The 23,837-nt window shown below is 69.5% G+C and carries 27 protein-coding genes; 15 read left to right on the top strand and 12 right to left on the bottom strand.

Translation table 11 applies throughout. The annotated features are described in order from the left end of the window. Positions 1–50 precede the first annotated feature (50 nt). Genes ABD693_RS11145 through proS form a run of 4 tightly spaced genes read right to left on the bottom strand, consistent with a single transcriptional unit; the run spans position 51 to position 4,456 of the window. Complete coding sequence (locus ABD693_RS11145; RefSeq protein ID WP_344697143.1) at positions 51–1,178, bottom strand: lysozyme inhibitor LprI family protein; 1,128 nt, start codon at positions 1,176–1,178, stop codon at positions 51–53. Positions 1,179–1,192: 14 nt separating this feature from the next. After that, positions 1,193–1,888, bottom strand: a complete 696-nt coding sequence (locus tag ABD693_RS11140; protein WP_344697142.1) for an ABC transporter ATP-binding protein — start codon at positions 1,886–1,888, stop codon at positions 1,193–1,195. Continuing rightward, positions 1,881–3,137, bottom strand: coding sequence for a lipoprotein-releasing ABC transporter permease subunit (locus ABD693_RS11135; protein WP_344697141.1), 1,257 nt, complete (start codon positions 3,135–3,137; stop codon positions 1,881–1,883). The genes ABD693_RS11140 and ABD693_RS11135 overlap by 8 nt, the downstream gene beginning before the upstream one ends. Continuing rightward, the gene (gene proS, locus ABD693_RS11130; RefSeq protein ID WP_344697140.1) at positions 3,134–4,456 is read right to left on the bottom strand and encodes a proline--tRNA ligase; all 1,323 of its coding nucleotides are present in this window, start codon (positions 4,454–4,456) and stop codon (positions 3,134–3,136) included. The genes ABD693_RS11135 and proS overlap by 4 nt, the downstream gene beginning before the upstream one ends. 267 nt (positions 4,457–4,723) lie before the next feature. On the opposite strand from proS, the gene ABD693_RS11125 reads away from it, so the two are divergent. The 10 genes from ABD693_RS11125 (at position 4,724) to ABD693_RS11080 (ending at position 12,471) form a co-directional block, all read left to right on the top strand. Next, entirely contained in the window at positions 4,724–5,248 is a 525-nt protein-coding gene (locus ABD693_RS11125; protein ID WP_344697139.1) for an energy transducer TonB, read from the top strand. Positions 5,249–5,301: 53 nt separating this feature from the next. Then, a complete protein-coding gene (locus tag ABD693_RS11120) occupies positions 5,302–5,634 on the top strand; it encodes a YerC/YecD family TrpR-related protein (protein WP_344697138.1) in 333 nt (110 codons plus the stop codon). Next, positions 5,624–6,514: an ATP phosphoribosyltransferase gene (gene hisG / locus ABD693_RS11115; protein ID WP_344697137.1), complete on the top strand. Its 891-nt coding sequence runs from the start codon at positions 5,624–5,626 to the stop codon at positions 6,512–6,514. Before ABD693_RS11120 ends, hisG begins: the two co-directional genes overlap by 11 nt. Further along, positions 6,511–7,797, top strand: coding sequence for a histidinol dehydrogenase (gene hisD, locus ABD693_RS11110; protein ID WP_344697136.1), 1,287 nt, complete (start codon positions 6,511–6,513; stop codon positions 7,795–7,797). The genes hisG and hisD overlap by 4 nt, the downstream gene beginning before the upstream one ends. After that, positions 7,794–9,449 carry an imidazoleglycerol-phosphate dehydratase HisB gene (gene hisB, locus ABD693_RS11105; RefSeq protein ID WP_344697135.1) on the top strand — a complete coding sequence of 552 codons (1,656 nt, stop codon included), beginning with the start codon at positions 7,794–7,796 and terminating at the stop codon, positions 9,447–9,449. Before hisD ends, hisB begins: the two co-directional genes overlap by 4 nt. Then, positions 9,446–10,033, top strand: coding sequence for an imidazole glycerol phosphate synthase subunit HisH (gene hisH, locus ABD693_RS11100; RefSeq protein ID WP_344697134.1), 588 nt, complete (start codon positions 9,446–9,448; stop codon positions 10,031–10,033). The genes hisB and hisH overlap by 4 nt, the downstream gene beginning before the upstream one ends. Continuing rightward, a complete protein-coding gene (locus ABD693_RS11095) occupies positions 10,030–10,746 on the top strand; it encodes a 1-(5-phosphoribosyl)-5-[(5-phosphoribosylamino)methylideneamino]imidazole-4-carboxamide isomerase (protein WP_344697133.1) in 717 nt (238 codons plus the stop codon). The genes hisH and ABD693_RS11095 overlap by 4 nt, the downstream gene beginning before the upstream one ends. Further along, positions 10,733–11,500, top strand: coding sequence for an imidazole glycerol phosphate synthase subunit HisF (gene hisF, locus ABD693_RS11090; protein ID WP_344697132.1), 768 nt, complete (start codon positions 10,733–10,735; stop codon positions 11,498–11,500). The genes ABD693_RS11095 and hisF overlap by 14 nt, the downstream gene beginning before the upstream one ends. Then, positions 11,497–12,132, top strand: coding sequence for a bifunctional phosphoribosyl-AMP cyclohydrolase/phosphoribosyl-ATP diphosphatase HisIE (gene hisIE, locus ABD693_RS11085; RefSeq protein WP_344697131.1), 636 nt, complete (start codon positions 11,497–11,499; stop codon positions 12,130–12,132). The genes hisF and hisIE overlap by 4 nt, the downstream gene beginning before the upstream one ends. Positions 12,133–12,246: 114 nt before the next feature. Continuing rightward, complete coding sequence (locus ABD693_RS11080; protein WP_344697129.1) at positions 12,247–12,471, top strand: hypothetical protein; 225 nt, start codon at positions 12,247–12,249, stop codon at positions 12,469–12,471. Here ABD693_RS11080 and ABD693_RS11075 read toward each other — a convergent pair. Continuing rightward, positions 12,425–13,198 (bottom strand): CDP-alcohol phosphatidyltransferase family protein, encoded by a 774-nt coding sequence (locus ABD693_RS11075; protein WP_344697128.1) that lies wholly within the window; start codon positions 13,196–13,198, stop codon positions 12,425–12,427. The genes ABD693_RS11080 and ABD693_RS11075 overlap by 47 nt on opposite strands. Then, the gene (locus tag ABD693_RS11070; protein WP_344697127.1) at positions 13,195–13,920 is read right to left on the bottom strand and encodes a phosphatidylserine decarboxylase; all 726 of its coding nucleotides are present in this window, start codon (positions 13,918–13,920) and stop codon (positions 13,195–13,197) included. Before ABD693_RS11070 ends, ABD693_RS11075 begins: the two co-directional genes overlap by 4 nt. A gap of 89 nt (positions 13,921–14,009) precedes the next feature. Here ABD693_RS11070 and ABD693_RS11065 point away from each other — a divergent pair, with 89 nt between their 5' ends. Further along, a complete protein-coding gene (locus tag ABD693_RS11065) occupies positions 14,010–15,227 on the top strand; it encodes an NADP-dependent isocitrate dehydrogenase (RefSeq protein WP_344697126.1) in 1,218 nt (405 codons plus the stop codon). Positions 15,228–15,231: 4 nt separating this feature from the next. Next, positions 15,232–15,705: a YbaK/EbsC family protein gene (locus tag ABD693_RS11060; protein ID WP_344697125.1), complete on the top strand. Its 474-nt coding sequence runs from the start codon at positions 15,232–15,234 to the stop codon at positions 15,703–15,705. Here the strand turns inward: ABD693_RS11060 and ABD693_RS11055 are convergent. The 4 genes from ABD693_RS11055 to ABD693_RS11040 are packed head-to-tail and all read right to left on the bottom strand — an operon-like array spanning position 15,693 to position 18,544. Further along, entirely contained in the window at positions 15,693–16,892 is a 1,200-nt protein-coding gene (locus ABD693_RS11055; protein WP_344697124.1) for an FAD-dependent oxidoreductase, read from the bottom strand. The genes ABD693_RS11060 and ABD693_RS11055 overlap by 13 nt on opposite strands. Positions 16,893–16,896: 4 nt before the next feature. Beyond that, positions 16,897–17,265 (bottom strand): PH domain-containing protein, encoded by a 369-nt coding sequence (locus tag ABD693_RS11050; protein ID WP_344697123.1) that lies wholly within the window; start codon positions 17,263–17,265, stop codon positions 16,897–16,899. After that, complete coding sequence (locus tag ABD693_RS11045) at positions 17,265–18,389, bottom strand: Re/Si-specific NAD(P)(+) transhydrogenase subunit alpha (RefSeq protein ID WP_344697122.1); 1,125 nt, start codon at positions 18,387–18,389, stop codon at positions 17,265–17,267. Before ABD693_RS11045 ends, ABD693_RS11050 begins: the two co-directional genes overlap by 1 nt. Positions 18,390–18,394: 5 nt before the next feature. Continuing rightward, on the bottom strand, positions 18,395–18,544 hold the full coding sequence (locus ABD693_RS11040; RefSeq protein WP_344697121.1) for a hypothetical protein: 150 nt from the start codon (positions 18,542–18,544) through the stop codon (positions 18,395–18,397). Between the two features lie 142 nt (positions 18,545–18,686). On the opposite strand from ABD693_RS11040, the gene ABD693_RS11035 reads away from it, so the two are divergent. The 3 genes from ABD693_RS11035 to ABD693_RS11025 are packed head-to-tail and all read left to right on the top strand — an operon-like array spanning position 18,687 to position 21,679. Continuing rightward, positions 18,687–20,123 (top strand): sigma-54-dependent transcriptional regulator, encoded by a 1,437-nt coding sequence (locus tag ABD693_RS11035; RefSeq protein ID WP_344697120.1) that lies wholly within the window; start codon positions 18,687–18,689, stop codon positions 20,121–20,123. A 51-nt stretch (positions 20,124–20,174) separates the two neighbouring features. After that, positions 20,175–20,936, top strand: coding sequence for a phosphodiester glycosidase family protein (locus ABD693_RS11030; protein ID WP_344697119.1), 762 nt, complete (start codon positions 20,175–20,177; stop codon positions 20,934–20,936). Further along, on the top strand, positions 20,933–21,679 hold the full coding sequence (locus ABD693_RS11025) for an SDR family NAD(P)-dependent oxidoreductase (protein WP_344697118.1): 747 nt from the start codon (positions 20,933–20,935) through the stop codon (positions 21,677–21,679). Before ABD693_RS11030 ends, ABD693_RS11025 begins: the two co-directional genes overlap by 4 nt. Before the next feature lie 2 nt (positions 21,680–21,681). On the opposite strand, the gene folP is transcribed toward ABD693_RS11025, so the two are convergent. Then, the gene (folP, locus tag ABD693_RS11020; protein WP_344697117.1) at positions 21,682–22,752 is read right to left on the bottom strand and encodes a dihydropteroate synthase; all 1,071 of its coding nucleotides are present in this window, start codon (positions 22,750–22,752) and stop codon (positions 21,682–21,684) included. 4 nt (positions 22,753–22,756) lie between these two features. After that, on the bottom strand, positions 22,757–23,833 hold the full coding sequence (locus tag ABD693_RS11015; RefSeq protein ID WP_344697622.1) for a site-specific DNA-methyltransferase: 1,077 nt from the start codon (positions 23,831–23,833) through the stop codon (positions 22,757–22,759). Between the last annotated feature and the right edge of the window lie 4 nt (positions 23,834–23,837).

Here is a 23,837-nt window from a genome sequence, read left to right as displayed (position 1 = left end):
AGCAAATGGGGGGTGCCTCCGCCAAGCGGAAGGGCACGACTTATCCCCAGTTACCGCCCCCGCCAGCGCCCTTCGACGATGTCGCCGATTTCGGTGATCCGCCCGCGATAGGCGTCGGCGATGCAGCGGTCGGTGGTGCAGCGGTCGCGATAGCCGAGGAACCGGTCGCGGGTGCGCTGGAGGAGCGCGCGCTGCTCGCCGTCGGCACCGCGCAGCGCATCGACATAATAGCTCGCCATCTGCCGGTCGAGCGCGGCGAGGCTGTCGCTCTGGCACACCGCGATCTCGCCCGAGGTCCGCGCGCGCGCGCAGTTGAAGCTCGGCCGCGCGGCGCTGGTCGCCGCAGGCTCGGCCGGGACCGGCGGCGGCGCGGGCTCCGGATCGGGCACCGCCGCGCTCGGATTGTCGCTGTCGGGGGAGGTCGGGACCGGCACCGTGGGCCGCGGGGCGCTGCTCGTGCGCGCCAGCGTCGCGAGCGGCACGGTGATGCCCTCGGCGCCGCGCAGCGTCATGACGTCACCGCTGCCATCGGCCGAGGGCTGGAGATCGTAAGTCAGGCTCGCGGTCAGCGTCCGACGGCCGCCCGTCACCTGGAGGCCCGGCGGAAGGTCGAGCGCGACATCGGCGCCGCAGCTGATCCGCTCGAGCCCCTGGTCCTGGTCGCGAAGCGTCGGGCCCGAGACCCGCACCGAGGCATAGCCGGCGAGGCTGTCGAAGGTCGCCTGGTCCGACCCGCGGGTCGCCGCCGCCTGCCGGAAGAGCTGACGCTTGAGGAGGTCGTAGGTCGCGGGCGCAGCGCAGCGGTCCTGCGGCTGGGCGGCCTCGGCGACGTCCTCGTTGGTCGCCGTCGCCTCGCTGTTGCCGCCGATCGCATCGCTGCCCGCGCCCGACCGAGTGAGGGTGAGGCCGAAGATGATCGCGCCGAGGATCAGCAGTCCACCAAGGATCAGCCAGATCCTGGCCGGCCGAGACGGCCCTCCGCCGTCGCCACCCGAACGACGGTCGCGTCCGGGCTCGAACGGGTCGCGTTCGGGTCCGCCCCGCCGATCGAAGTCCCGGTCGAACCGCGGTCCCTCGTCGCGGATGGGCTGGGGCCGGCCAGGTCCGTCGCGCCCGAAGCGGGGATTGAAGCCGCCCGGCGGGGGCGCGTCAGGATCGAACGGAGGACGATTGGCCATTGGCCCCGAACGCTTCAGTCCGCTTTAGGTCCCAGCGTCGCGAGCCGGCCTTCGTGAAGTCGCACGACCCGGTCCATCTTGCGCGCCAGTCGCTCGTTATGCGTCGCGACCAGCGCCGCGCTCCCCTCGCCCCGGACGAGGTTCAGGAATTCGGCCAGCACCACGTCGGCGGTATGCTCGTCGAGATTGCCGGTCGGCTCGTCGGCAAGCACCAGCGGCGGGCGATTGGCGAGCGCGCGGGCGACCGCGACCCGCTGCTGCTCGCCGCCCGAGAGCTTGGCCGGGCGATGGTCGAGCCGGTGGCCGAGGCCGAGCGCGGTCAGGAGCGCGATCGCCCGCTCCTTCGCCGCCTCGGGTTCGGCGTCGCGGATCAGCTGCGGCAGCGTCACGTTCTCGATCGCGGTGAAGTCGGGCAGCAGGTGGTGGAACTGGTAGACGAAGCCGAGCGCCTCGCGCCGCAGGTCGGTCCGCCCGTCGGTGTCGAGCTTTTCGGCTTGGCGGCCGTTGATCCGGATCGACCCTTCGAACCCGCCCTCGAGCAGGCCGACGGCCTGGAGCAGGGTCGACTTGCCCGAGCCCGACGGCCCCAGCAGCGCGACGATCTCGCCCGGCTGGACCGCGAGGTCGACCCCGCGCAGCACCTCGATGGTGGTGTCGCCCTGGGTGAAGGCCCGGCGCAGGCCGGTGGTTTCGAGAACTGGCTCACTCATAACGAAGCACCTGCACCGGGTCCGTGCTCGCCGCCTTCCACGCCGGATAGAGCGTCGAGAGGAAGCTCAGGACCAGCGCGGTCAGGATGATCACGGTCACCTCGACCGGATCGGTCTTGCTCGGCAATTCGGACAGGAAGCGCACGCTGGGGTCCCACAAATTCTGCCCGGTCATCCACTGGATGACGTTCACGATCGGCTGGCGGAAGAAGAGGAACACCGCGCCGATGATGATGCCGAGGAGGATGCCGAGCGTCCCGATGGTCGTGCCGACAGTGACGAACACCTTCATCATGCCCCGCCGGCTCGCGCCCATGGTGCGCAGGATGGCGATGTCGCGGGTCTTGGCGCGGACCAGCATGATCAGGCTCGAGAGGATGTTGAACACCGCAACGAGGATGATCAGCGAGAGGACCACGAACATCGCGACCCGCTCGACCTCGAGCGCTTCGAAGATCGCGGCGTTCATGCTGCGCCAGTCGACCGCGACCCCTCGGCCCTGCACGATCTGCGACAGCGCGCCCATCTGGCGGTCGATCTTGTCGGGGTCGGTGACCTTCACCTCGACGATTCCGACCTGGTCGCCCATCATCAGCAGGGTCTGCGCATCCTCCATCGGCAGGATGACGAAGGCATTGTCATAATCGTAGACGCCGACCTCGAAGGTCGCGGCGACGGTGTAGCTGACGATCCGCGGCACGGTCCCGATCGGCGTGTCGCGACCCTCGGGGCTGATCAGGCTGATCTCGGAGCCCGGAAAGGCGCCGAGCTGCTGCGCGAGGCGGGTGCCGATCGCAACGCAATTGCAGCCGGGGGTGAGGTTGTTGAGGCTGCCGCTCTTGACCCCGCCGGTCAGCACCGGGTTCTGGCGGATGTCGCCGACCCGCATGCCGCGCACCAGCACGCCCTCGACCCGGCCGTTGGCGCTGGCCATCAGCGGCTGCTCGATCAGCGGCAGGGCCGAGGTCACGCCCGGCACCTTCTTCGCGCTGTCGGCGATCTGCTGCCAGTTCGACAGCCGCCCGTCATAGCCCTGGATGACCGCATGGCCGTTAAGCCCCGCGGTCTTCTCGAACAGCTCGGCACGAAAGCCGTTCATCACGCTCATGACGATGATGAGGGCGGCGACGCCGAGCGCGACCGCGCCGAGGCTGATCATCGAGACCAGGAAGATGAAGCGCTCGCCCTCTCCCTTGCCGGGGAGGAGGTAGCGCTTGGCAATGATCCGCTCGTAGCGGTTGAGGATCATGCCGTGAGCCTCGAAAGCGCGCTCTCGATCGAAATCTCTTCCTTCTCGCCGGTGCGACGGTCCTTGAGTTCGACCGTGCCGGCGGCGAGCCCGCGGGGGCCCACGATGATCTGTTTCGGCAGGCCCATGAGGTCCATGCCCGCAAGCTTGGCCCCGCCCCGCTCGTCGCGGTCGTCGTAGAGGACTTCGACGCCGGCGGCGGTGAGCTTGTCGTAGATGTCGCTCGCGGCCGCTTGGCTGGCCGCATCGTCGCCGCGCATCGTCACCAGCCCCACCTGCCAGGGCGCCACCGCCTCGGGCCAGACGATGCCGTTGTCGTCGTGGCTCGCCTCGATGATCGCGCCGACCAGGCGGCTGACCCCGACCCCGTAGCTCCCCATGTGCGGGACGACGTTGCCGCCGTCGGGGCCGCTCACCTTGAGGCCCATCGATTCGCTGTACTTGGTGCCGAAATAGAAGATGTGCCCGACCTCGATCCCGCGGCCCGTGCGGCGACTGGCTTCGGGCAGCTCGGCCCACTTGGCTTCGTCGTGGGTCTCGTCGGTCGCCGCATAGGTGGTGTTCACGCGGTCGAAGAGGCCCTTCAGCCCGGCCTCGTCGGCATAATTCAGGTCCGCCTGGCTCCAGTCGAAGCTGTCGTAGGCGCTGTCGTAGAAGACCTCGCTCTCGCCGGTGGGCGCGAGCACGATGAATTCGTGGGACAGGTCGCCGCCGATCGGGCCGTTGGCCGCGCGCATCGGGACCGCCTGGATGCCCATCCGCTGGAAGGTGCGAAGATAGGCCAGCATCTGCTTGTAATAGCTCAGCCTGGCGCCCGCCTCGTCGAGGTCGAAGCTGTAGGCGTCCTTCATCAGGAACTCGCGCCCGCGCATCACTCCGAAGCGCGGGCGGACCTCGTCGCGGAACTTCCACTGAATGTGATAGAGCGTCCGCGGCAGCTGGCGGTAACTGGTGGTGTCGACCGCGAACAGCGCGGTGATCATTTCCTCGTTGGTGGGACCGTAGAGGATCTCGCGGTCGTGGCGGTCGCGGATGCGAAGCATCTCGGGGCCATAAGCGTCGTAGCGCCCGCTCTGCCGCCACAGGTCGGCGCTCTGCAGCGTCGGCATGAGGAGCTCGATCGCGCCTGCCTTGTCCTGCTCCTCGCGGACGATCTGCTCGATCTTGTTCAGGACCCGGAGGCCGAGCGGCAGCCAGGCATAGATGCCGGCGGCGGTCTGGCGGACGAGCCCAGCGCGCAGCATCAGCTTGTGGCTGACGATCTGGGCGTCGCTGGGGCTTTCCTTGAGGACGGGGAGAAAGGCTTGGGAAAGGCGCATGGGCTCCTCCCCTAGAGAGCGTCACCTGAACAGGCAATCGCCCGCACCCATGTGTCCGACTCGCCACAGGGGCTGTGGAAAACTTGCCAGCATCGTGCCCGCCCTGATGACAAGCGCCGGAAAAGGCGGCAGCAATCGGGCTCCAAGCCGCGGCACACTCCTGCCGCGTAGGTCCAAGGGGGCTGACGAGCAATCGTCACGCAGGACGCCCGGGTCGCTCCGACGAGTGGCCCGGGCGTTTGCTTTGGTGGGGGAGGAGCGTTGGCGTTGGCGCGGAGAAAGTCACCGGATCCGGTCCAGCCGGGCGGCTCGGGCAAGCAAACCATCCTCGCGGTGCTGCTCGCGGCCATCCTCGCGGTCGCCTTCTGGGGGTGGCAGCAGGAAGAGGACGTGCCGGACGCGCCCCCCTTGCCGCGCGAAACCGAGGAACGGCCGAGCCCGCCACCGCCGCCTCCGCCGCCGCCGACGGGCGTTTCGGCGAACCCCGTCTCGCCAGGCCGCGGCCTTGCCACGCCGGCTAGGGCCAACCTCGCGGCCCTCTTCTCGGACGAGGACTATCCCGCCGACGCGATCCGTCGCAACGAGCAGGGCACCACCCGTTTCGAGGTGGCGGTCGATCCGCAAGGCCGGGTCGCGCGCTGCACGATCCTTTCGAGCAGCGGTTCGGCCGCGCTCGACGCGGCGACCTGCCGGGTCATCCGCACCCGCGCCCGCTTCATCCCCGCCACCGATTCCGATGGCCGGCCGACGAGCGATGCCATCCGCCTCTTGATCCGCTGGGTGCTGCCCTGAGGCTTGACTAACCGGGCCGCGAACCTATTTGCACGTTTCAGCGTATTAGCACGATGAAACAAGCGCCCGTCTCCCCCGCCCCGTCCCGCGACGGCGATGCCCTGTTCGAGGAACTGTGCCGCGCTCTGCTGACGGCGCCGACGCCCGACGCCATGGCGCGCCTCCTCACCGACCTGTGCACCCCGCAGGAGATCCGTACCCTCGCCGAGCGCTGGCACGTCGCCCGCCTGCTCGACGGGAGCGACCTCTCCTACCGCGACATTCATGACGCCACCGGCGTTTCCACCACCACCATCGTCCGGGTCGCCCGCTTCCTCCGCCAGGAGAAGAACGGCGGCTATCGCGCCGCGATCGACCGGCTCAAGGATCAAGACAGTGCTGATTGACGCCGACCGCCTCCACATCGCCATCCAGAAGAACGGGCGGCTCAGCGACACCAGCCGCGAGCTTCTCAAGGACGCGGGCCTGCGCCTCCAGAACGGCCGCAACGCGCTCACCGCCCGGGTCGACAACTTCCCCGCCGACATCATGTTCGTGCGCGACGACGACATCCCGACCTTCGTCGCCGACGGCGTGTGCGAATTCGGGATCGTCGGCGGCAACGTCCTCGAGGAATTCCGCCTCGCTTCGGCCGAGCCCGCGGTCGAGGTCGTCGCCCCACTCGGCACCGCGCGCTGCTCGCTGAAACTCGCCGCGCCCGAGTCGTTCGATTGGCAGGGCCCGCAAAGCCTCGCCGGCCAGCGCATCGCCACCTCCTATCCTCGGATCACCGAGCGCTGGCTCGCCGACCAGGGCATCGCCGCAACCGTGGTCAAGATGAACGGCGCGGTCGAGCTCGCCCCGCGCTTGCGCATCGCGCCCTTCATCTGTGATCTCGTCTCGACCGGCGCGACGCTCGAGGCCAATGGCCTGCGCGCCGTCGCCGACGTGTTCGACAGCGAAGCGGTCCTCATCCGCACCACCCGCGAGATCGGCGTTACGCGCTCGGCGCTGGGCGAGGCGCTGCTCAGCCGGATCCAGGGCGTTCTGACCACCAAGGACGCCAAGTACATCCTCCTCAATGCCCGCTCGGAATCGCTCCCGGCGATCACCCGCATCCTGCCGGGCGCCGAGGCCCCGACGATCATCCCGCTGCACGGTCGCCCGGGCCATTTCGCGGTCCATGCCGTCTGCCAGGAATCGGTCTTCTGGGAGACGCTCGAGCAATTGAAGGCCGCCGGTGCCTCGGCGATCCTCGTCCTCCCGATCGAAAAGATGATGCTGTGAAGCCGCTGACCTGGTCCGCGCTGTCGGCCGCCGAACAGGCCGCCGCCCTCGCCCGCCCGCCCGCCCGCCGCTCGGCCGAGCTCGTCAACGGCGTCACCTCGATCGTCAACGAGGTGCGTGACGGCGGCTGGCCGGCGCTCTGCGCCATCGCCGACGGGATCGACGGCGCGGTGCCTGCCAGGGTCGCGATCGCCCCGCTCGCCGCCGAGGCCCGTCGCACGCTTCCGGCCCACGCGGTTTCCGCGATGGAGCTCGCCGCCGCCAATGTCGCCGCCTTCCACGAAGCGAGCCGACCCGCCGACACCGCGGTCGAGACCATGCCGGGCCTGCGCGTCGAGAAGGTCTGGCGCCCGCTCGACCGCGTCGGCCTCTACGTCCCCGGCGGCGCGACTCCGCTCTTCTCGACCCTGCTGATGCTCGCGCTCCCCGCGCGCGCCGCGGGCGTCGGCGAGATCGTCGTCGTCACGCCCCCGAGCGAGGGCGGCCTCGCCGCCGCGCTCGCGCTTGCCGCCGAGCTGTGCGGGATCACCCATGTCTGGACCGTCGGCGGGGCACAGGCCATTGCCGCGCTTGCCTTCGGCGCGGGCGACATCCCCGCCTGCCCCAAGATCTGCGGGCCCGGCAACGCCTGGGTCGCCGAAGCCAAGACGCAGGTCAGCGCCCTCCCCGGCGGGCCCGCCATCGACATGCCCGCCGGCCCGTCCGAGCTGATGGTCATCGCCGACGCGACCGCCAGCCCCGCGACGGTCGCCGCCGACCTCCTCAGCCAGGCCGAGCATGACGCCGCCGCGCAGGTCCTGCTGGTCAGCGACGACGAGCCGCTCATCGCCGCCGCCCTCGCCGAGGTCGAGCGCCAGGTCACGACCCTGCCTCGTGCCGACCTCGCCCGCCGCTCGCTCAAGCATGGCCGCGCGATCCTCGCCGCCGACCTTCGCGAAGCCGCGGCCATCGCCAACGCTTATGCGCCCGAGCACCTCTGCCTCGCGCTCGCCGATCCCGACGCGCTGCTCCCGGCCCTCACCAATGCCGGCGCGATCTTCGCCGGTCATGCGGCGGCCGAAAGCTTCGGCGACTATCTCGCGGGCTCGAGCCACGTCCTCCCCACCGACGGCGCCGCGCGCGCCTGGAGCGGGATCACCACCCACAGCTTCATGAAGGCGATCAGCATCCAGCGCGTTTCCCCCGAGGCGGGCCGCGCGCTCGCCGGCCCCGCCGCCGCCCTCGCCCGCCTCGAGGCATTGGAAGCCCACGCCCGCGCCGCCGATGCAAGGAACGCCGCATGACTGCCCTCGCCCAGCGCCTCGCCCGGCCCGAAATCCTCGCGCTCGCGCCCTTCGACCTCGGCAATCGCATCGCCGATCCCGACGCCATCCTCCTCGACGCCAACGAAAGCCCGTTCGGCCCCCTGTCGGGCGGGAGTGTCGCGGCGGGGGTCAACCGCTATCCCGAGCCCCAGCCCGCACGCCTGCGTGCCGCCATGGCGGCACTGTACGGGGTCGCGCCCGAGCAGTTCCTCGTCACGCGCGGCGGGGACGATGCGATCGACCTCCTCTGCCGGGTGTTCCTGCGTGACGCCCGCGACAAGGCCGCAGTCTGCGTGCCGAGCTTCTCGGCCTATGCCCACTTCGCGCGACTCCAGGGCGGCACCGTCGTCGAGCTTCCCCTCACGGCGGACTTCGACCTCGACGCCGATACCGTCGTCGAAGCGCTTCGGGGCGACGAGGCGGTCAAGCTGCTGTTCCTTTGCACCCCCAATAATCCGACCGGCAACAAGGTCGATCCCGCGACGATCCTCGCCATCGTCGACGCGCTGCCGGGCGTCATGATCCTCGCCGACGAGGCCTATCTCGAGTTCAGCGACACCCCCAGCCTCGCCGCCGAGGCGGTCGCCCGCGACAATCTGCTGGTCTTGAAGACCTTGTCCAAGGCCTTCGCGCTCGCCGGCGCGCGGGTCGGCGGGCTGGTCGGGCCGGCTTCGAGCCTCGAGCTCATTTCGCGCGCCTTGCCACCCTATCCGCTTCCGACCCTGTCGGTGAACGCGGCCTTGGAAGCGCTCCAGCCCGCCCGCCGCGCGATCCACCGCGAGCGTATCGCCAGGCTCCTCGCCGAGCGCGACCGGATCGCCCCGCTGATCGCCCGCTCGCCCCACGTGACCAGGGTCTATGCGAGCGCGGGCAATTTCCTGTTCCTCGAGACGGAGGACACCGAGGCGCTCGCCCGTCGCCTCGCCGCCGACGGGATCAAGGTCCGCTACCGCCCGCAGGCCGCGCCGGGCGGGGTCCGCCTGACTATCGGCACGCCGCAGGAGAATGACGCCGCGCTCGCCGCCTTCGGGGTGGCGGTCGACGCCGCGCCGCGACGGACCGCCGAGATCGCCCGCGACACCAAGGAAACGCGGATCGCCCTGTCGCTCGACCTCGATACGCCCGAGCCGCGCCGGATCGACACCGGCATTCCCTATTACGACCACATGCTCGACCAGGTCGCGGCGCATGGCGGGTTCAGCCTGACGCTCGCCTGCCAGGGCGACCTCGAGATCGATCCCCACCACACGATCGAGGACGTCGCGATCGCGCTCGGCCAGGGGCTTCGCGACGCGCTCGGCGACAAGCGCGGGATCGGCCGCTTCGGCTTCGCCCTGCCCATGGACGAGACCGAGGCACAGGTGCTGATCGACCTCTCGGGCCGCCCCTTCGCCAAGTTCGACGGGTCGTTCGAAGCCACCCACGTCGGCGACTATCCGACCGAGATGACGCCGCACGTCTTCCGGAGCCTTGCCGACAGCCTCGGCGCCGCGATCCATGTCCGCGTCGTGGGCGAAAACGACCACCACAAGGTCGAGGCGTGCTTCAAGGCCTTTGGCAGGGCCCTGCGCCAGGCGCTTGCAATCGAAGGCAAATCCGACGCGCTGCCAAGCACCAAGGGCATGCTGTGAGCGCCTCGGTCACCCTCGTCGACATCGGTTACGGCAACATCAATTCGGTCGAGATCGCGCTCACCCGCTTGGGCGCGCAGGTCACCCGCAGCAGCGACGCGGGCGAGATCCGGTCGGCCGAACGGCTCGTCCTCCCCGGGGTCGGCGCGGCGGCTTATGCGATGGAGCGGATCGAGGCGCTCGCGCTCGGCGACGTGCTTCGCCGCTACACCGGCCCCGCGCTCGGCATCTGTCTTGGCATGCACCTCCTTTTCACCCGCAGCGACGAGGGTGAGGTCGATACGCTCGGCCTGATCCCCGGGCGGGTCCGCCGCCTGACCCCGGCGCCGGGCATCACCATCCCGCACATGGGCTGGAGCCGGCTTGAGGTCGCCGATGAGGCAATCGGCCTAAGCACCGGTGATTACGTCTATTTCGCCCACAGTTACGCCGCCGCGGACGGCCCCGCCACCGTCGCCCGCGCCGACCACGGCCAGCCCATCCCCGCGGTCGTCCGCCACGCCAACTGGACCGGCGCCCAATTCCATCCCGAGCGTTCCGGTCCCGCCGGCGCGCGCTTCCTCGAGGCCTGGCTGACCATATGATCCTCTACCCCGCCATGGACCTCATCGGCGGCCGCATCGTGCGCCTCCGCCAGGGCCGCTTCGACGAAGTGACCTTCTACGATCCGGCGCCCGCCGCGGCGCTGGCGAGCTTCGCCGAGGCCGGCGCGACCTGGGCGCATGTCGTCGACCTCGACGGCGCGCGCGAAGGCCGGCCGATGCAACACGAGCTTCTGACGTCGCTCGCCGCCGCTTCGCCGCTCAAGCTTCAGGTCGCGGGCGGCGTTCGCAAGGCGGCCCATGTCGCCACCCTCCTCGATGCCGGCGCCGCGCGCGTCGTGATCGGCAGCCTCGCGGTGCGCGATCCGAACGCCACCACCGCCCTCCTCGACCGGTTCGGACCGGAGCGGATCACCCTCAGCCTCGACGTCAACGTCGTCGACGGCGTGCCCCTGGTCGCCACCCACGGCTGGCAGGAGAATAGCGGCGAGACGTTGTGGGACGTCGCCGCGCGCTATCCGCAGGCCCGTCACCTGCTGCTGACGGACATCGGCCGCGACGGCATGCTCGAGGGGCCGAACCACGCGCTGCTCGGCGAGGCAGTCACCCGCCTCCCGCACCTCGCCATCCAGGCGAGCGGCGGGGTGACGTCGGTCGCGGACCTGCAGCGCCTCACCACCGACGGCGCGATCCTCGGCCGCGCCATGTGGGAGGGCCTGCTCCCGCTCAGCGAGGCGCTCGATGCCCGCCGCTAGGATCATTCCCTGCCTCGACGTGGCGAACGGCCGCGTGGTCAAGGGCGTCCAGTTCCGCGACCACCGCGACGTCGGCGACATCGTCGAGAACGCTTTGCGCTATTCGGCCGAGGGCGCCGACGAACTGGTCTTCTACGAGATCACCGCCAGCGCCGAAGGCCGCAGCCTCGATCTCGCATGGGTCCGCGACATCGCGGCCGTGATCGACATCCCCTTCTGCGTCGCGGGCGGGATCCGCGACCGTGCCGCCGCCGCCGCCGTGCTCGAGGCGGGGGCCGACAAGGTCTCGATCAATTCCCCCGCGCTCGAGACCCCCGAGCTCATCACCGAACTCGCCCGCGACTTCGGCAGCCAGTGCGTGGTCGTCGGGATCGACAGCCTGCGGAGCGAGGACGACACCTACCGGGTCAAGCAATATACCGGCTCGGTCACCGCCACCCGCGACAGCGGCCGCGAGACCGTCGCCTGGGCGCGCGAGGCGGTCGACCGCGGCGCAGGCGAGATCGTGCTCAACGCCATGGCCAAGGACGGGGTGCGCAGCGGCTACGACCTTGCCCATGCGCGTGACGTCATGGCGGCGGTCCCGGTCCCGCTGATCGTCAGCGGCGGTGCCGGCAAGCCCGAGCATTTCCGCGATGCGTTCGAGGCGGGCGCGAGCGGGGCGCTGGCGGCGACGGTCTTCCACGACCGCCTGATCGCCATTCCCGATCTGAAGGACTGGCTCGCGAACGAAGGAATCGAGGTGCGGCGGTGAATTTCGATCCCGAAACCCTGGCCTGGGACAAGATGGACGGCCTGCTCCCCGCGATCGTCCAGGATGCCGCCACCGGCCTCACCCTGATGCTCGGCTATATGGACCGCGCCGCGCTCGCCGCGACCCAGGAGAGCGGGCTCGTCACCTTCTTCAGCCGCTCGAAAGGCCGGCTGTGGCGCAAGGGAGAGACGAGCGGCAACGTGCTGCGCCTCGTCGAGCTTCGCGCCGATTGCGATGCCGACGCGCTCCTCGTCCTCGCCGAGCCGGCTGGCCCGACCTGCCACACCGGCACCGACAGCTGTTTTGGCGGCGAGGCGCCCGGCGCGGGCTGGCTCGGCACCCTCGAGAAGATCGTCGCGGCCCGCGCCGCCGCGTCGCCCGACAAAAGCTACACCGCGAGCCTGCTCAGCCACGGCCCCGCCAAGGCCGCGCAGAAGGTCGGCGAGGAAGGCGTCGAGGTCGCGCTCGCCGCGGTCAGTCGCGACGAGGACGGCTTGGCGGAAGAAGCCGCCGACCTTCTCTTCCACCTGCTCGTGACCCTCAAAAGCCGCGACGTCCCGCTCGAGACCGTGCTCGAAAAGTTACGCAACCGGCACAAGCCTATGAGAACAAGCGAAGAACAAACTGCTTGACTGGACGGGAACGAAAGCGGAACATCGGCCCAGAAGCACGGTTTTCCGATCCGTTCCGGAACGAAACGAATCGAACGCCGTTGCCCCTCGAAAGAACAAGGGAAGAACGCCGTCATGATCGTCCTCGGTTTTCTGGCTTTTACCGTTGCCCTCGGCCTCGCGCTGCTCGTCATGGGCGACACGCTCGCCGCGAATGCGCCCAAGATCGCTGCCGCGCTGCGCGGTCACTCGTTGCTCGCCGAGCCGGTGATGGTCACCCGCCCCGTGTCGGTGCGGATGGTCTCGCGCCGCGTCAGCCAGCCGGTGTCGGTCCAGCCTCGGCTGCGCGCCGCCGCTTGACGCGGGCATAGCTCGCCAGGCTGAACGGCACGCTCAGGAGGTAGCCGAGCGAGACCGCGAGCAGGGTGATAAACGGCTCGTTGATCAGCGCCGCCGCCAGCAGGGCGACGCCCGCCAGCGCCACCACCCGCCAGCTGCGCCGGATCCGGATGCTGGTCCAGCTGTAGGTCGGGATCGCCGAGATCATCAGGATCGCGACGAACAGCGTCCAGGGCATCACCAGCTGCCAGTCGCGGAACAGGTCGTTGCCCGTGATCAGCCACAGATAGACCGGCGCGAACGCGAGCCCCGCGCCGACCGGCGCCGGAACGCCGGTATTGAAGCCCGCCGACTTGTGCGGCTGGACGTCGGCATCGATCCGGGCATTGAAACGCGCGAGGCGCAGCGCGCAGCTCACCGCCAGCGCGAGCGCCACGGTCCAGCCGAACTTGGGGGCGGCGCTCAGGCTGAACTGGAACAGGATCAGCGCGGGCGCGGTCCCGAACCCGATGTTGTCGCACAGCGAATCGAGCTCGGCGCCGAACTTGCTGTTGGCCTTGAGCATTCGCGCGATATTGCCGTCCATGCCGTCGAGCACGCCCGCGACGACGATCGCGATCATCGCCTTTTCCCAGTCCTGCGCGAAGGCATAGCGGATGCCGGTGAGGCCCGCGCACAGCGCCAGCACGGTCACCGCATTGGGAATGAATGCGCGGAGCGGCAGCCCCCGTCCCTCGCGCTCCCTCACTGGCTGGTCCCCGTCATCATCGGATCGGTCCCGAGCTCGCCGAGGATCGTCTCCCCCGCGATCGCCCGCTGGCCGAGCAGCAGCCGCGAGCCCGTGCCCGCCGGAAGATAGACGTCGACCCGGCTACCGAAGCGGATCAGCCCGATCCGTTCGCCCGCGGCGACCTTCTGGCCTTCGCGCACGAAGGAGAGGATCCGCTTGGCGACCAGCCCGGCAATCTGGGTGAAGCCGATCTTCACCCCGCCCTCGCCCTCGACCACGAAATGCTGCCGCTCATTGTCCTCGCTCGCCTTGTCGAGGTCGGCGTTGAGGAATTTGCCCGGCACATAGGCGATCCGGCGCACGACGCCCGCGATCGGGGTCCGGTTGATGTGGACGTCGAACACGCTCATGAAGATCGACACGCGGGTGAATTCGCCTTCGCCCAGCTCGGCGCGAAGCTCGGGCGGCGCGGGCACCCGGGTGATCATCGTCACCAGCCCGTCGGCAGGCGAGACGATCAGCCTCGGGTCCGAGGGCGTGGTCCGAACCGGATCGCGGAAGAAGGCCGCGACCCACAGGGTGACGCCCGCCATCAGCCAGCCGAGCGGTCCCCAGATGAAGTGGAGCAGGAGCGCGACGAAGCCTGCGATCACCACATATTTGCGCCCCTCGGGATGGACCGAGGGGAAACGCCACTTGACCGCGGTCAGCTGGCTATCGGGATTGTCGATATGCGCCATACCCTTCGGCTCTTAACGAGGGCTTGGCCGCGTTGCCAGAGCGGGACCGGTTCGCTAGTTGCCCGCCCAACATTCTCAAAGGCAGCAAAATGACCAAGATCAAGGTGAAGAACCCGGTCGTCGAAATCGACGGCGACGAGATGACCCGCATCATCTGGCAGTGGATCCGCGAGCGGCTGATCCTGCCCTATCTCGACGTCGACCTGCGCTACTACGACCTCGGCATCGAGAATCGCGATGCGACCGAGGACAAGGTGACGGTCGAGGCGGCCAATGCGATCAAGGAGCATGGCGTCGGCGTCAAATGCGCCACCATCACCCCCGACGAGCAGCGCGTCGAGGAATTCGGCCTCAAGAAGATGTGGAAGAGCCCCAACGGCACCATCCGCAACATCCTCGGCGGCGTCGTCTTCCGCGAGCCGATCGTCATCGCCAACGTCCCCCGGATCATCCCCGGCTGGACCGACCCGATCGTCATCGGCCGCCACGCGTTCGGCGACCAGTACAAGGCGACCGACTTCCGCGTGCCGGGCCCGGGCAAGCTCACGATCAAGTTCGAGGGCGAAGACGGCCAGGTGATCGAACATGAAGTGTTCGAGTTCGAGAGCGCCGGCGTCGCCATGGGCATGTACAATGTCGACGAGAGCATCCGCGACTTCGCGCGCGCCTCGATGAACTACGGCCTCCAGCGCGGCTGGCCGGTGTACTTGTCCACCAAGAACACCATCCTCAAGGCCTATGACGGTCGCTTCAAGGATATCTTCGAAGAGATTTACCAGAGCGAATTCAAGGACAAGTTCGACGAAGCTGGTATCGAATATCAGCACCGTCTGATCGACGACATGGTGGCCAGCGCGCTCAAGTGGAGCGGCAAGTTTGTCTGGGCCTGCAAGAACTATGACGGCGACGTCCAGTCGGATCAGGTCGCGCAGGGCTTCGGTTCGCTTGGCCTCATGACCAGCGTCCTCCTCACCCCTGATGGCCAGACCGTCGAGGCCGAGGCCGCGCACGGCACCGTCACCCGCCACTATCGCATGCACCAGCAGGGCAAGGCGACCTCGACCAATCCGATCGCGTCGATCTTCGCCTGGACCGGCGGCCTCAAGTTCCGCGGCCGGATCGACCAGACCCCCGACGTCATCAAGTTCGCCGAAACGCTCGAGCGCGTCTGCGTCGAGACGGTCGAAAGCGGCAAGATGACCAAGGACCTCGCGATCCTGGTCGGCCCCGACCAGCCGTGGATGACTACCGAGCAGTTCTTCGAAGCGGTCGTGCAGAACCTCGAAACCGCGATGGCTTCGGCCTGAGGCGATGAGCCTGGCGAGTGTTCAGGCCTGGGTTGCGACCCACGCGCCTGACCTCGCCATCATCGAGGGGCACGGCAGCACGGCGACCGTCGCCGATGCGGCCGCGACCCTCGGCGTCGAACCGGGACGGATCGCCAAGACGATCGCGCTCCGGGTCGGCGACAAGACCCTCCTCCTCGTCACCCGCGGCGACGCGCGGCTCGACAATTTGAAGTGCAAGGCCGCGTTCGGCGGGCGGATCCGGATGCTCGACCCCGACGCCACCTTCGCCGCCACCGGTCATGTCGTCGGCGGCGTCTGCCCCTTCGGCCTCGCCACCCCGCTGCCGGTCTATGCCGACGTCAGCCTGCGCGCCTTCGCCACCGTCTTTCCCGCCGCCGGAAGCCGCACCGCCAGCCTCGAGATCACGCCCGGCCGCCTCGCCGAGCTGACCCTCGCCGACTGGGTCGACTGCTGCACCTTGCCTCAGTCGGGTTGAGCCGGGCTTTCGACCTTCTCGCGGCGAATCCCGAGCCCGATCATCCGCCCGGGGATCCGGCGAAGCAGCGGGTTCCGGTCGAGCAGCTTGATCAGCCACGGCGCGTCGGCCAGCGGCGGGCCGGGCTGGAGCAGGCGGCCGATGATCCGGTCCTGCGCGGTCTTCTGCGCCGCCTGCACCAGCCGGGTCGGCAGCAGCCGTCGCTCCTGCACCCTGGGCAGCAGCGGGTCGATGTCGTCCCGGGCGACGAGCGGGCCCGCCAGCACATTGGCGGCCGCGACCGCATCCTGGATCGCAAGATTGATCCCCACCCCGCCGATCGGGCTCATCGCATGCGCCGCGTCGCCGATCGCCAGCAGCCCTGGGCGGTGCCACGCGGTCAATCGGTCGAGCGAGACGCTCAGCAGCTTGAGGTCCGCGACGTCATCGAGCTCCATCAGGTCGAGCTCGGGCGCGGCGGCGGCGATCGCCTCCCGGATCGGGCCGATCCCGCCCGCGACGAGGGTTGCCGCCTGGCCTTTGGGGATCAGGAAGGCGCATTGCCAATAGTCGCCGCGGTCGATCATCACGAGCAGGCGCCCGCGCTCGACCGAGCCGCGAAGCGCGCTTCCGGACGGTGTCTTCGCGACCCGGAACCAGAAGACGTCCATCGGCGCGCCGAGCGTCTCGAGCGGGAGCAGGCCCCGCTCGCGGACCAGCGAGGAGCGACCGTCCGCCGCGATGACCAGACGAGCGCGCCGCTCGCTGCCATCGCCAAGGCGCACACCGACGATGCGCCCTTTTTCTTGGAGGAAGTCGCTGACCGGCGCCCCCATCCGCAGCTCGAAGCCGGGAAAGGCCGCGGCCTTGCTGCGCAGGAAGTCGAGAAACTCCCATTGCGGCATCATCGCGATGAACGGCGCCGGCGTGTTGAGGTGCGACAGGTCGCCGATGGTCCAGTCGCGCCCGGCGATGCGCAGCTCGGCATGGTCGAGCCGGTGGTGTGGCCGCTGGAGGAAGTCACCAAGCCAGCCCAGCTGGTCGAGGATCTCCATCGTCGAGGGATGGACCGTGTCGCCACGGAAATCGCGAAAGAAGTCGGCGTGCTTCTCGAGGACGGTGACCCGGCAGCCCGCGCGGGCGAAGAGCAGGCCGGTCATCACCCCGGCCGGGCCTCCGCCGACGACGATCAGATCGCGTTCGTCCACCGCGCTATCTCCTGCCGAAAATCCCTTGCGCGAGGATCTGCTGGATCGCGGCGAGATTGCTGCCCCGGCCGATCTTGATCTCGAGGGGCTCGTGGCTGCCCGACAGCCAGAAGACCATGTCGGCCTCGAGGTCGAAGGTCCCCGCGGTCTCGAGCGAAAAGTGGACGATCGAGCGATAGGGGATCGACTGGATCGCGACCTTCTTGCCGATCCAGCCCTGGATGTTGACGAGGCACAGTCGCCGGTCGGTCAGGAAAGCGATGTCGCGGATGGTCTTGAAGGCGATCAGCACTTCCTCGCCGTCGACCAGCAACGCCCGGTAGCGCCGCGCGATCTCGTCGGTGTCGACCTCGGTCGCACTGAATAGGCCCATCAGGCCAGGCGCTCGCTCACGATCTTGCCGCCGCGCGTGAGGCGGATGCCCTTCACGATCTCGTCCTCGTCGGGAAGCACGGGCTTGCCCTGCTCCTTGTCCCAGAAGGCCGAGAGGAAGTTGAACAGGTTGCGGGCGTAAAGCGCGCTCGAATCCGCCGGCAGCGAGCGGGCGAGATTGGTCGCGCCGATGATGGTGACGCCATGCCGCGTGACGCTCTCTCCCGCAACGCAGCCCTCGACGTTGCCGCCCGCGCCCGCCGCCAGGTCGACGATCACGCTTCCGGGCCGCATCGTCGCGACCTGCGCGTCGCTGATCAGCCGCGGCGCGGGCTTGCCCGGAATGAGCGCGGTGGTGACCACGATGTCCTGCTTGGCAAGGTGGCTCGAGACGAGCTCGGCCTGCGCCTTCCTATATTCCTCGGAGGTCTCGCCGGCATAGCCACCCTGCCCCTCGCCCTCGATCCCCGCCACGCCCTCGACGAAGATCGCCTTGGCGCCGAGGCTCTGGATCTGCTCCCTGGTGGCCGAGCGGACGTCGGTCGCGCTGACCTGCGCGCCAAGCCGCCTGGCGGTCGCAATCGCCTGGAGGCCGGCGACGCCGACACCCATCACGAACACGCGCGCCGGACTGACGGTGCCCGCCGCGGTCATCATCATCGGAAAGGCCCGGCCATAAGCCGCGGCGGCGTCGATCACCGCCTTGTAGCCGGCGAGGTTCGACTGCGAGGACAGGACGTCCATTGACTGCGCGCGCGTGATGCGCGGCATCCATTCCATCGCCAGCGCCTCGAGCCCGGCCCCGGCATAGCCGGCGACCGCATCACGGCGAGCGAACGGATCCATCAGCCCGACGAGCGTCGCGCCCTGCCCCGCGCCGGCCAGTGCCGCCGCTTCGGGGGCGCTCACCGTCAGGATGAGGTCGGCGCCCTGAAGCACCTCGGCCCGCGAGGCCAGAGTCGCGCCCGCGGCCGCATAATCCTCGTCCGACACTCCGGCGGAGCGCCCCGCCCCGGCCTCGACCGCCACCTCGGCCCCGAGGCCGGCGAGCTTCTTGACCGTTTCGGGAATGGCGGCGACGCGGGTTTCGCCCGGCGCCGTCTCGGCGAGGACCGCGACCTTCAAGTCGCTCAGCTCGCCAGCAGGATCATGACGAGGAAGGCCAGGATCAGCGCGATCACCGCGCCGTATTTCAGCATGGAAATCAGCAGGCTGTAATCCTTGGTCGCGCGGCGGAAATCGACCGGGTTGGTGTCGTCGGTAGTGTGGTCGGCGGCCATTGCTGCTCCTGTTGTGCTTATACGTTCTGGCGTTTCGGCCCGATCCATAGCCCGCTTGGCGCGTGTCCCCAAGCCCCCCGATCGCTCACGCTTTATTTACCTTGCCCTGGCTAGGGTCGCCGCGCCGAGGAGCGAAAGACACGTGCGCGCCGATACGATCCGATTCCTGCTGCTGGTCGATGCCGACCCCGCCGAGCGCCGCCTTGTCGCGGCCACCGCGACGCGCGCCGGCTGGAACACGCTCGGGTCGCCCACCGTCACCGAAGCCACCGAATTGCTCGGCGGCCCCAACGGCCACGAGATCCGGGCGGTGCTGATCGGCCGCTGGGACCCGGTCGCGGGCCCCGCGATGGTCCGCGCGCTCCGCGCCGATCGCCCGGGCCTGCCGATCCTCGTCCTCGCCGAAAACGGGTCGGTCGGCCAGGCGGTCGAGGCGATGCGCGCCGGCGCGTCCGACTTCCTCGTCCGCCCCGTCGCCCCCGAACGGCTGATGGAAGCGCTCGCGGTCAATGCCGACCGTCGCCGCGCCGCGGGCGAACTCGCGCCCTTGTCCGAGAAGCTCGCGCCCACCCTCAGCCTCGACGAGCTGGTCGGCGCCGCCCCCGAATTCCGCTCCGCGCTCGCCGTCGCCGCCAAGGCCGCGCGCAGCCGCCTCCCCCTGCTCATCGTCGGCGAGGCCGGCACCGGCAAGGAAACCATCGCCCGTGCCGTCCACAGTGCCTCCCCGCGCGCCCGCGGCCCGTTCGTCGCGCTCGACTGCCGCGCAATTCCCGCCAACATCATCGACAGCGAATTGTTCGGCCACGTCGCGGGCGCTTTCCCGGGTGCCTTCGCCGAGCGCGTCGGCAAGCTGGTCGAGGCCGATGGCGGCACCCTCCTGCTTGACGAGGTCGCCGATCTGCCCCCCGCGACCCAGCGCGCATTGGACCGCGTGCTCGCCACCGGCGAGGTTCGCCCGGTCGGGTGCAACGGCTCGAACAGCGTCGACGTGCGCGTCATCGCCACCGCGTCCAAGCCGCTGCCCGACAATTTCGACCCCGGTCTCGCCGAACGGCTCGGCGGCACCGTCGTCACCATGCCGGGGCTGCGCGAACGATCGGGCGACATTCCCGCGCTCGCCCGCCACATCCTTGCCCGCCACACCGGCCAGCCCGGTATCCGCCCGCTGTCGATCGGCGAGGACGCGCTTGGCGTCCTGATGGGCTACGGCTGGCCCGGCAACGTCCGCCAATTGTCGAACGTCCTCTTCCGGGCCGCGCTCCAGTGCCAGGGCGCCGCGCTGACCGCCGAGGACTTCCCGCACATCGCGCTTCAGTCGCGCTTCTCGAACCGCGCGAGCGACGGCGCCCGCGACATCGGGCAGGCCGCCGCCTCGGCCGCGCTCGCCAATGCGCCCTCGATCACCCTGTGGCGGAGCGACGGCCACCTGCGAAGCATGGAGGAGATCGAGGCCGACCTCATCCGCCTCGCCATCGGCCATTATCGCGGCAAGATGACCGAGGTCGCCCGCCGCCTCGGGATCGGCCGCTCGACCCTTTACCGCAAGCTTGCCGAACTCGGGATCGACACGGGCCCCTGAGGGCGTCGCCCACGCTTTCGCTCGGCCGCCGCCTCGGGCATGAACGGGGCGATGCACAACGCCCTGCTGTTCCTCGTGCTGCTGCTGACCGCCTGCAAGCGTCCCGAGACCACGGCCGCCGCCGCCGCGGTCGAAGGCCCCTGCCGCTCGGTCATGTTCGAGGGCGAGCGCTTCACCATCTGCCGCGATCCCGCTGCCCGGCTCGAACTGCATGTCGCAGGCCGTGACGGCCGCCCCTATCGCAGCTTCGCCGCGCTCGAGCAGGTGCTCGGAAAGCGCGCCGCCAGCGTCCGCTTCGCGATGAACGCGGGAATGTTCGACGTCGACGGCAATCCCATCGGCCTCGCCATCGCCGGCGGGCAGCCCCTCAAGGCCCTCAACACGCGGATCAAGGGCGGCGGCAATTTCCATCTCCAGCCCAATGGCGTCTTCCTCGTTCACGCGGACGGCAAGGCCGAGATCGTCACCACGCCGGCCTATACCGCCGCGCCCGACATCGCGCTGGCGACCCAGAGCGGGCCGATGCTGGTGATCGCCGGGCAGGTGAACCCGCGTTTCTCCCCCGACGGCACGTCCCGCTACGTTCGCAACGGGGTCGGCATCGGCCCCGACGGCGTGCCGGTCTTCGCGATCAGCGACGGCGCGGTCAGCTTCGGCAAGTTCGCCCGCCTGTTCCGCGACGAACTGAAGACCCGCGACGCACTCTATCTCGACGGCAGCGTCAGCAGCCTGTGGGACCCGGCGAACGGACGCATGGACAGCTTCTCCGGGCTTGGCCCGATGATCGTCGCCTTTGGGGAACGCGCACCATGAATTTCGCCGGCACCACCATCCTCGTCACCGGCGCCGCCTCGGGCATTGGCCTTGCGACCGCACGGCACCTCGCCGACCTCGGCGCGGGCAAGCTCATCCTGATGGACCGCAACGGCGAGGCGCTCGCCGGCCTTTCCTTGCGCTGCGAGACACGGCTGCTCGTCGGCGACGTGGCGGACGAGGCGCTGTGGGCCGACGCCGAGCTCGGCCCCCTCGACCACGCCGTCCTCAACGCCGGCGTCACCGGTGCGGGCGCCATCGCGGACCTGCCTTTCGCCGAATGGCGGCGGGTGTTGTCGGTCAATCTCGACGGCCTGTTCCTGTCGCTCCGGGCCAGCCTCCACGCCATCCGCGAAGGCGGGTCGATCGTCGTCACCGCGTCGGCCTCGGGCCTCAAGGCGACCAGGAACGTCGCGGCCTATGGCGCGTCGAAGGCCGCCGCGATCCAGCTGACCAAGGTCGCCGCGCTCGAAGCCGCCGAGCGCCGGGTCCGGGTCAACGCCATCGCGCCCGGCGGGGTCGAAACCGCGATGTGGGAAACGCAGGACTGGTTCCGCGACCTCGCCGGCACCCACGGCCGCGAGGGCGCCTACCGCGCCATCGCCGAAGGCGGGACCCCGCTCGGCCGCTTCGCCCGCCCGGAAGAGATCGCCGCGCAGATCGCCTTCCTGCTGTCGAACGAGGCGAGCGGAACGATGACCGGAACGGTCCTGGTCAGCGACGGCGGCTACCTTGCCGGCTGATCTCAACGACGCGGCGTAAGTGCCTGATCGCGAAGGCCGCGCCACACGCGCAGGGCCTGGACGGTCTCGAACACATCGTGGACCCGGACGAGATGCGCGCCCTGCTCCGCCGCCTTGGTCGCGAGCATGACGCTCCCGCCCAGCCGCCGGTCGGCCGGCGCCTCGTTGTGGAGCGCGCCGATGGTCCGCTTGCGGCTTGCGCCCACCAGCAAAGGGCAGCCCAGCCCGTGCAGCGCGGCGAGCCCGTTCATCAGCTCGAGATTGTGCGCCACGCTCTTGCCGAAACCGATGCCCGGATCGACGATGATGTTCTTGCGTGCGATCCCCGCGTCCACCGCCCGCGCAATCGCGTCCTCCAGCCAGAAATAGACCTCGACCAGCGCGCCGCGCGGATAGTCGGGGCTGTCCTGCATCGTCTCGGGCTTGCCCTGGTGGTGCATCAGCACGACCGGAACCCCCGCCTTCGCCACCACCTCGGCCGCGCGATGGTCCCAGGTGAGCGCGGAAACGTCGTTCACCAGCGCCGCGCCGGCGGCCAGCGCGGCTTCCATGACGATTGCTTTGCGGGTGTCGATCGAGACCGCCGCGCCGCTCAGCGCCAACGCCTTGACCAGCGGCTCGACCCGCCCGATCTCGTCGCCTTCCCAGACGGGCTTGGCGCCGGGCCGCGTGCTTTCGCCGCCGACGTCGAGGATTGCCGCCCCCGCCTCGCTCGCGGCAAAACCGTCTTCGGCGCTCGCCCCCTGCCCGCCATCCGAGAAGCTGTCGGGGGTCGCATTGAGAATCGCCATCACCTGCGGCTGGTCGAGCCGGATCGTGCGGCCCCCGAGCTGCAGCGGCGGTCGGGTGCCCGTGATGGCTGCCCAGCTCGCCGCCATGACGTCATCGCGCAGATGATCCTCGATCCGGCTCACCGGAACGAGTTCGCCCGTCACCCGCCCATCGCCCTCGACGTGGAGCAGTTCGACGCCCGAGAACCAGCACATCGTCCCGGCCAGCCGCGCGACCTGCCCGTCGTAGCCGAAGGGCGCATCGACGAATGCGGTCGGGCGGAGGATCGTGCGGAAAGTCATCGGCTCAGCTCAGTGATGCCAGATGCTCCTGCCGAAGCGCGTCGATCGGCACCAGCCGCCCGCGCTGCTCGACATGCCAGAAGGTCCAGCCGTTGCACGACGGCGCATTGTTCAATCCTGCGCCGACCTTGTGGATCGACCCCGCATGCGGCCCGCACGACAGCGATCCGTCGGCGCGCACCGCGGCCTTCCAGCGGCGCTTGGCGTCCATCAGCACCGTTCCGGGCGGGACCATCCCGCTTTCGACCAGCAGGCCGAAGGCGACGCGCGGCTGCGAGCGCTTCTCGGGAATCGTCTCCAACCCGCTCTCGTCCAACGGCAACGTCGCGGCGATGCGGGCGGTGGCTGCGGCGATGTAATCGGGCTCGCGCTCGATCCCGATCCAGTGGCGGCCAAGCCTTTTCGCAACCGCGCCGGTGGTGCCGGTGCCGAAGAAGGGATCGAGCACGGTGTCGCCGGGTTCGGTGCAGGCGAGCAGCACGCGGTAGAGCAGGCTCTCGGGCTTCTGCGTCGGATGCGCCTTCTGCCCGTCCCCGCCCTTCAGCCGCTCACCGCCCGAACAGATCGGCAGCACCCAGTCGGAGCGCATCTGGAGGTCGTCGTTGAGCGCCTTCATCGCGCGGTAGTTGAAGGTGTATTTGCTGTCCTGGCTCTTCGAGCACCACAGCAGGGTCTCGTGCGCATTGGTGAAGCGCGTGCCGCGGAAATTGGGCATCGGGTTCGACTTGCGCCAGACGATGTCGTTGAGGATCCAGTAGCCGAGGTCCTGCAACGCGGCGCCCACGCGGAAGATATTGTGATAGCTGCCGATCACCCAGATCGCGCCATCGTCCTTGAGCACCCGGCGCGCCTCGGTCAGCCAGGCGCGGGTGAAGCGGTCATATTCGGCAAGGCTGTCGAAATGGTCCCAGTCGTTGTCGACCGCATCGACGCGCCCGCCCTCGGGCCGGAACAGGTCGCCGCCCAGCTGCAGGTTGTAAGGCGGGTCGGCGAAGACGAGGTCGACGCTCTTGGCCGGAAGGGCGCGCATCGCCTCGATGCAGTCGCCCGCGATGATCCGCCCCGACGGGTCGGCATCCATTTTG

Source organism: Sphingomonas rosea (assembly GCF_039538065.1).
Lineage (GTDB): Bacteria > Pseudomonadota > Alphaproteobacteria > Sphingomonadales > Sphingomonadaceae > Sphingomicrobium > Sphingomicrobium rosea.
This window is presented reverse-complemented; position numbering and strand designations above follow the sequence as displayed.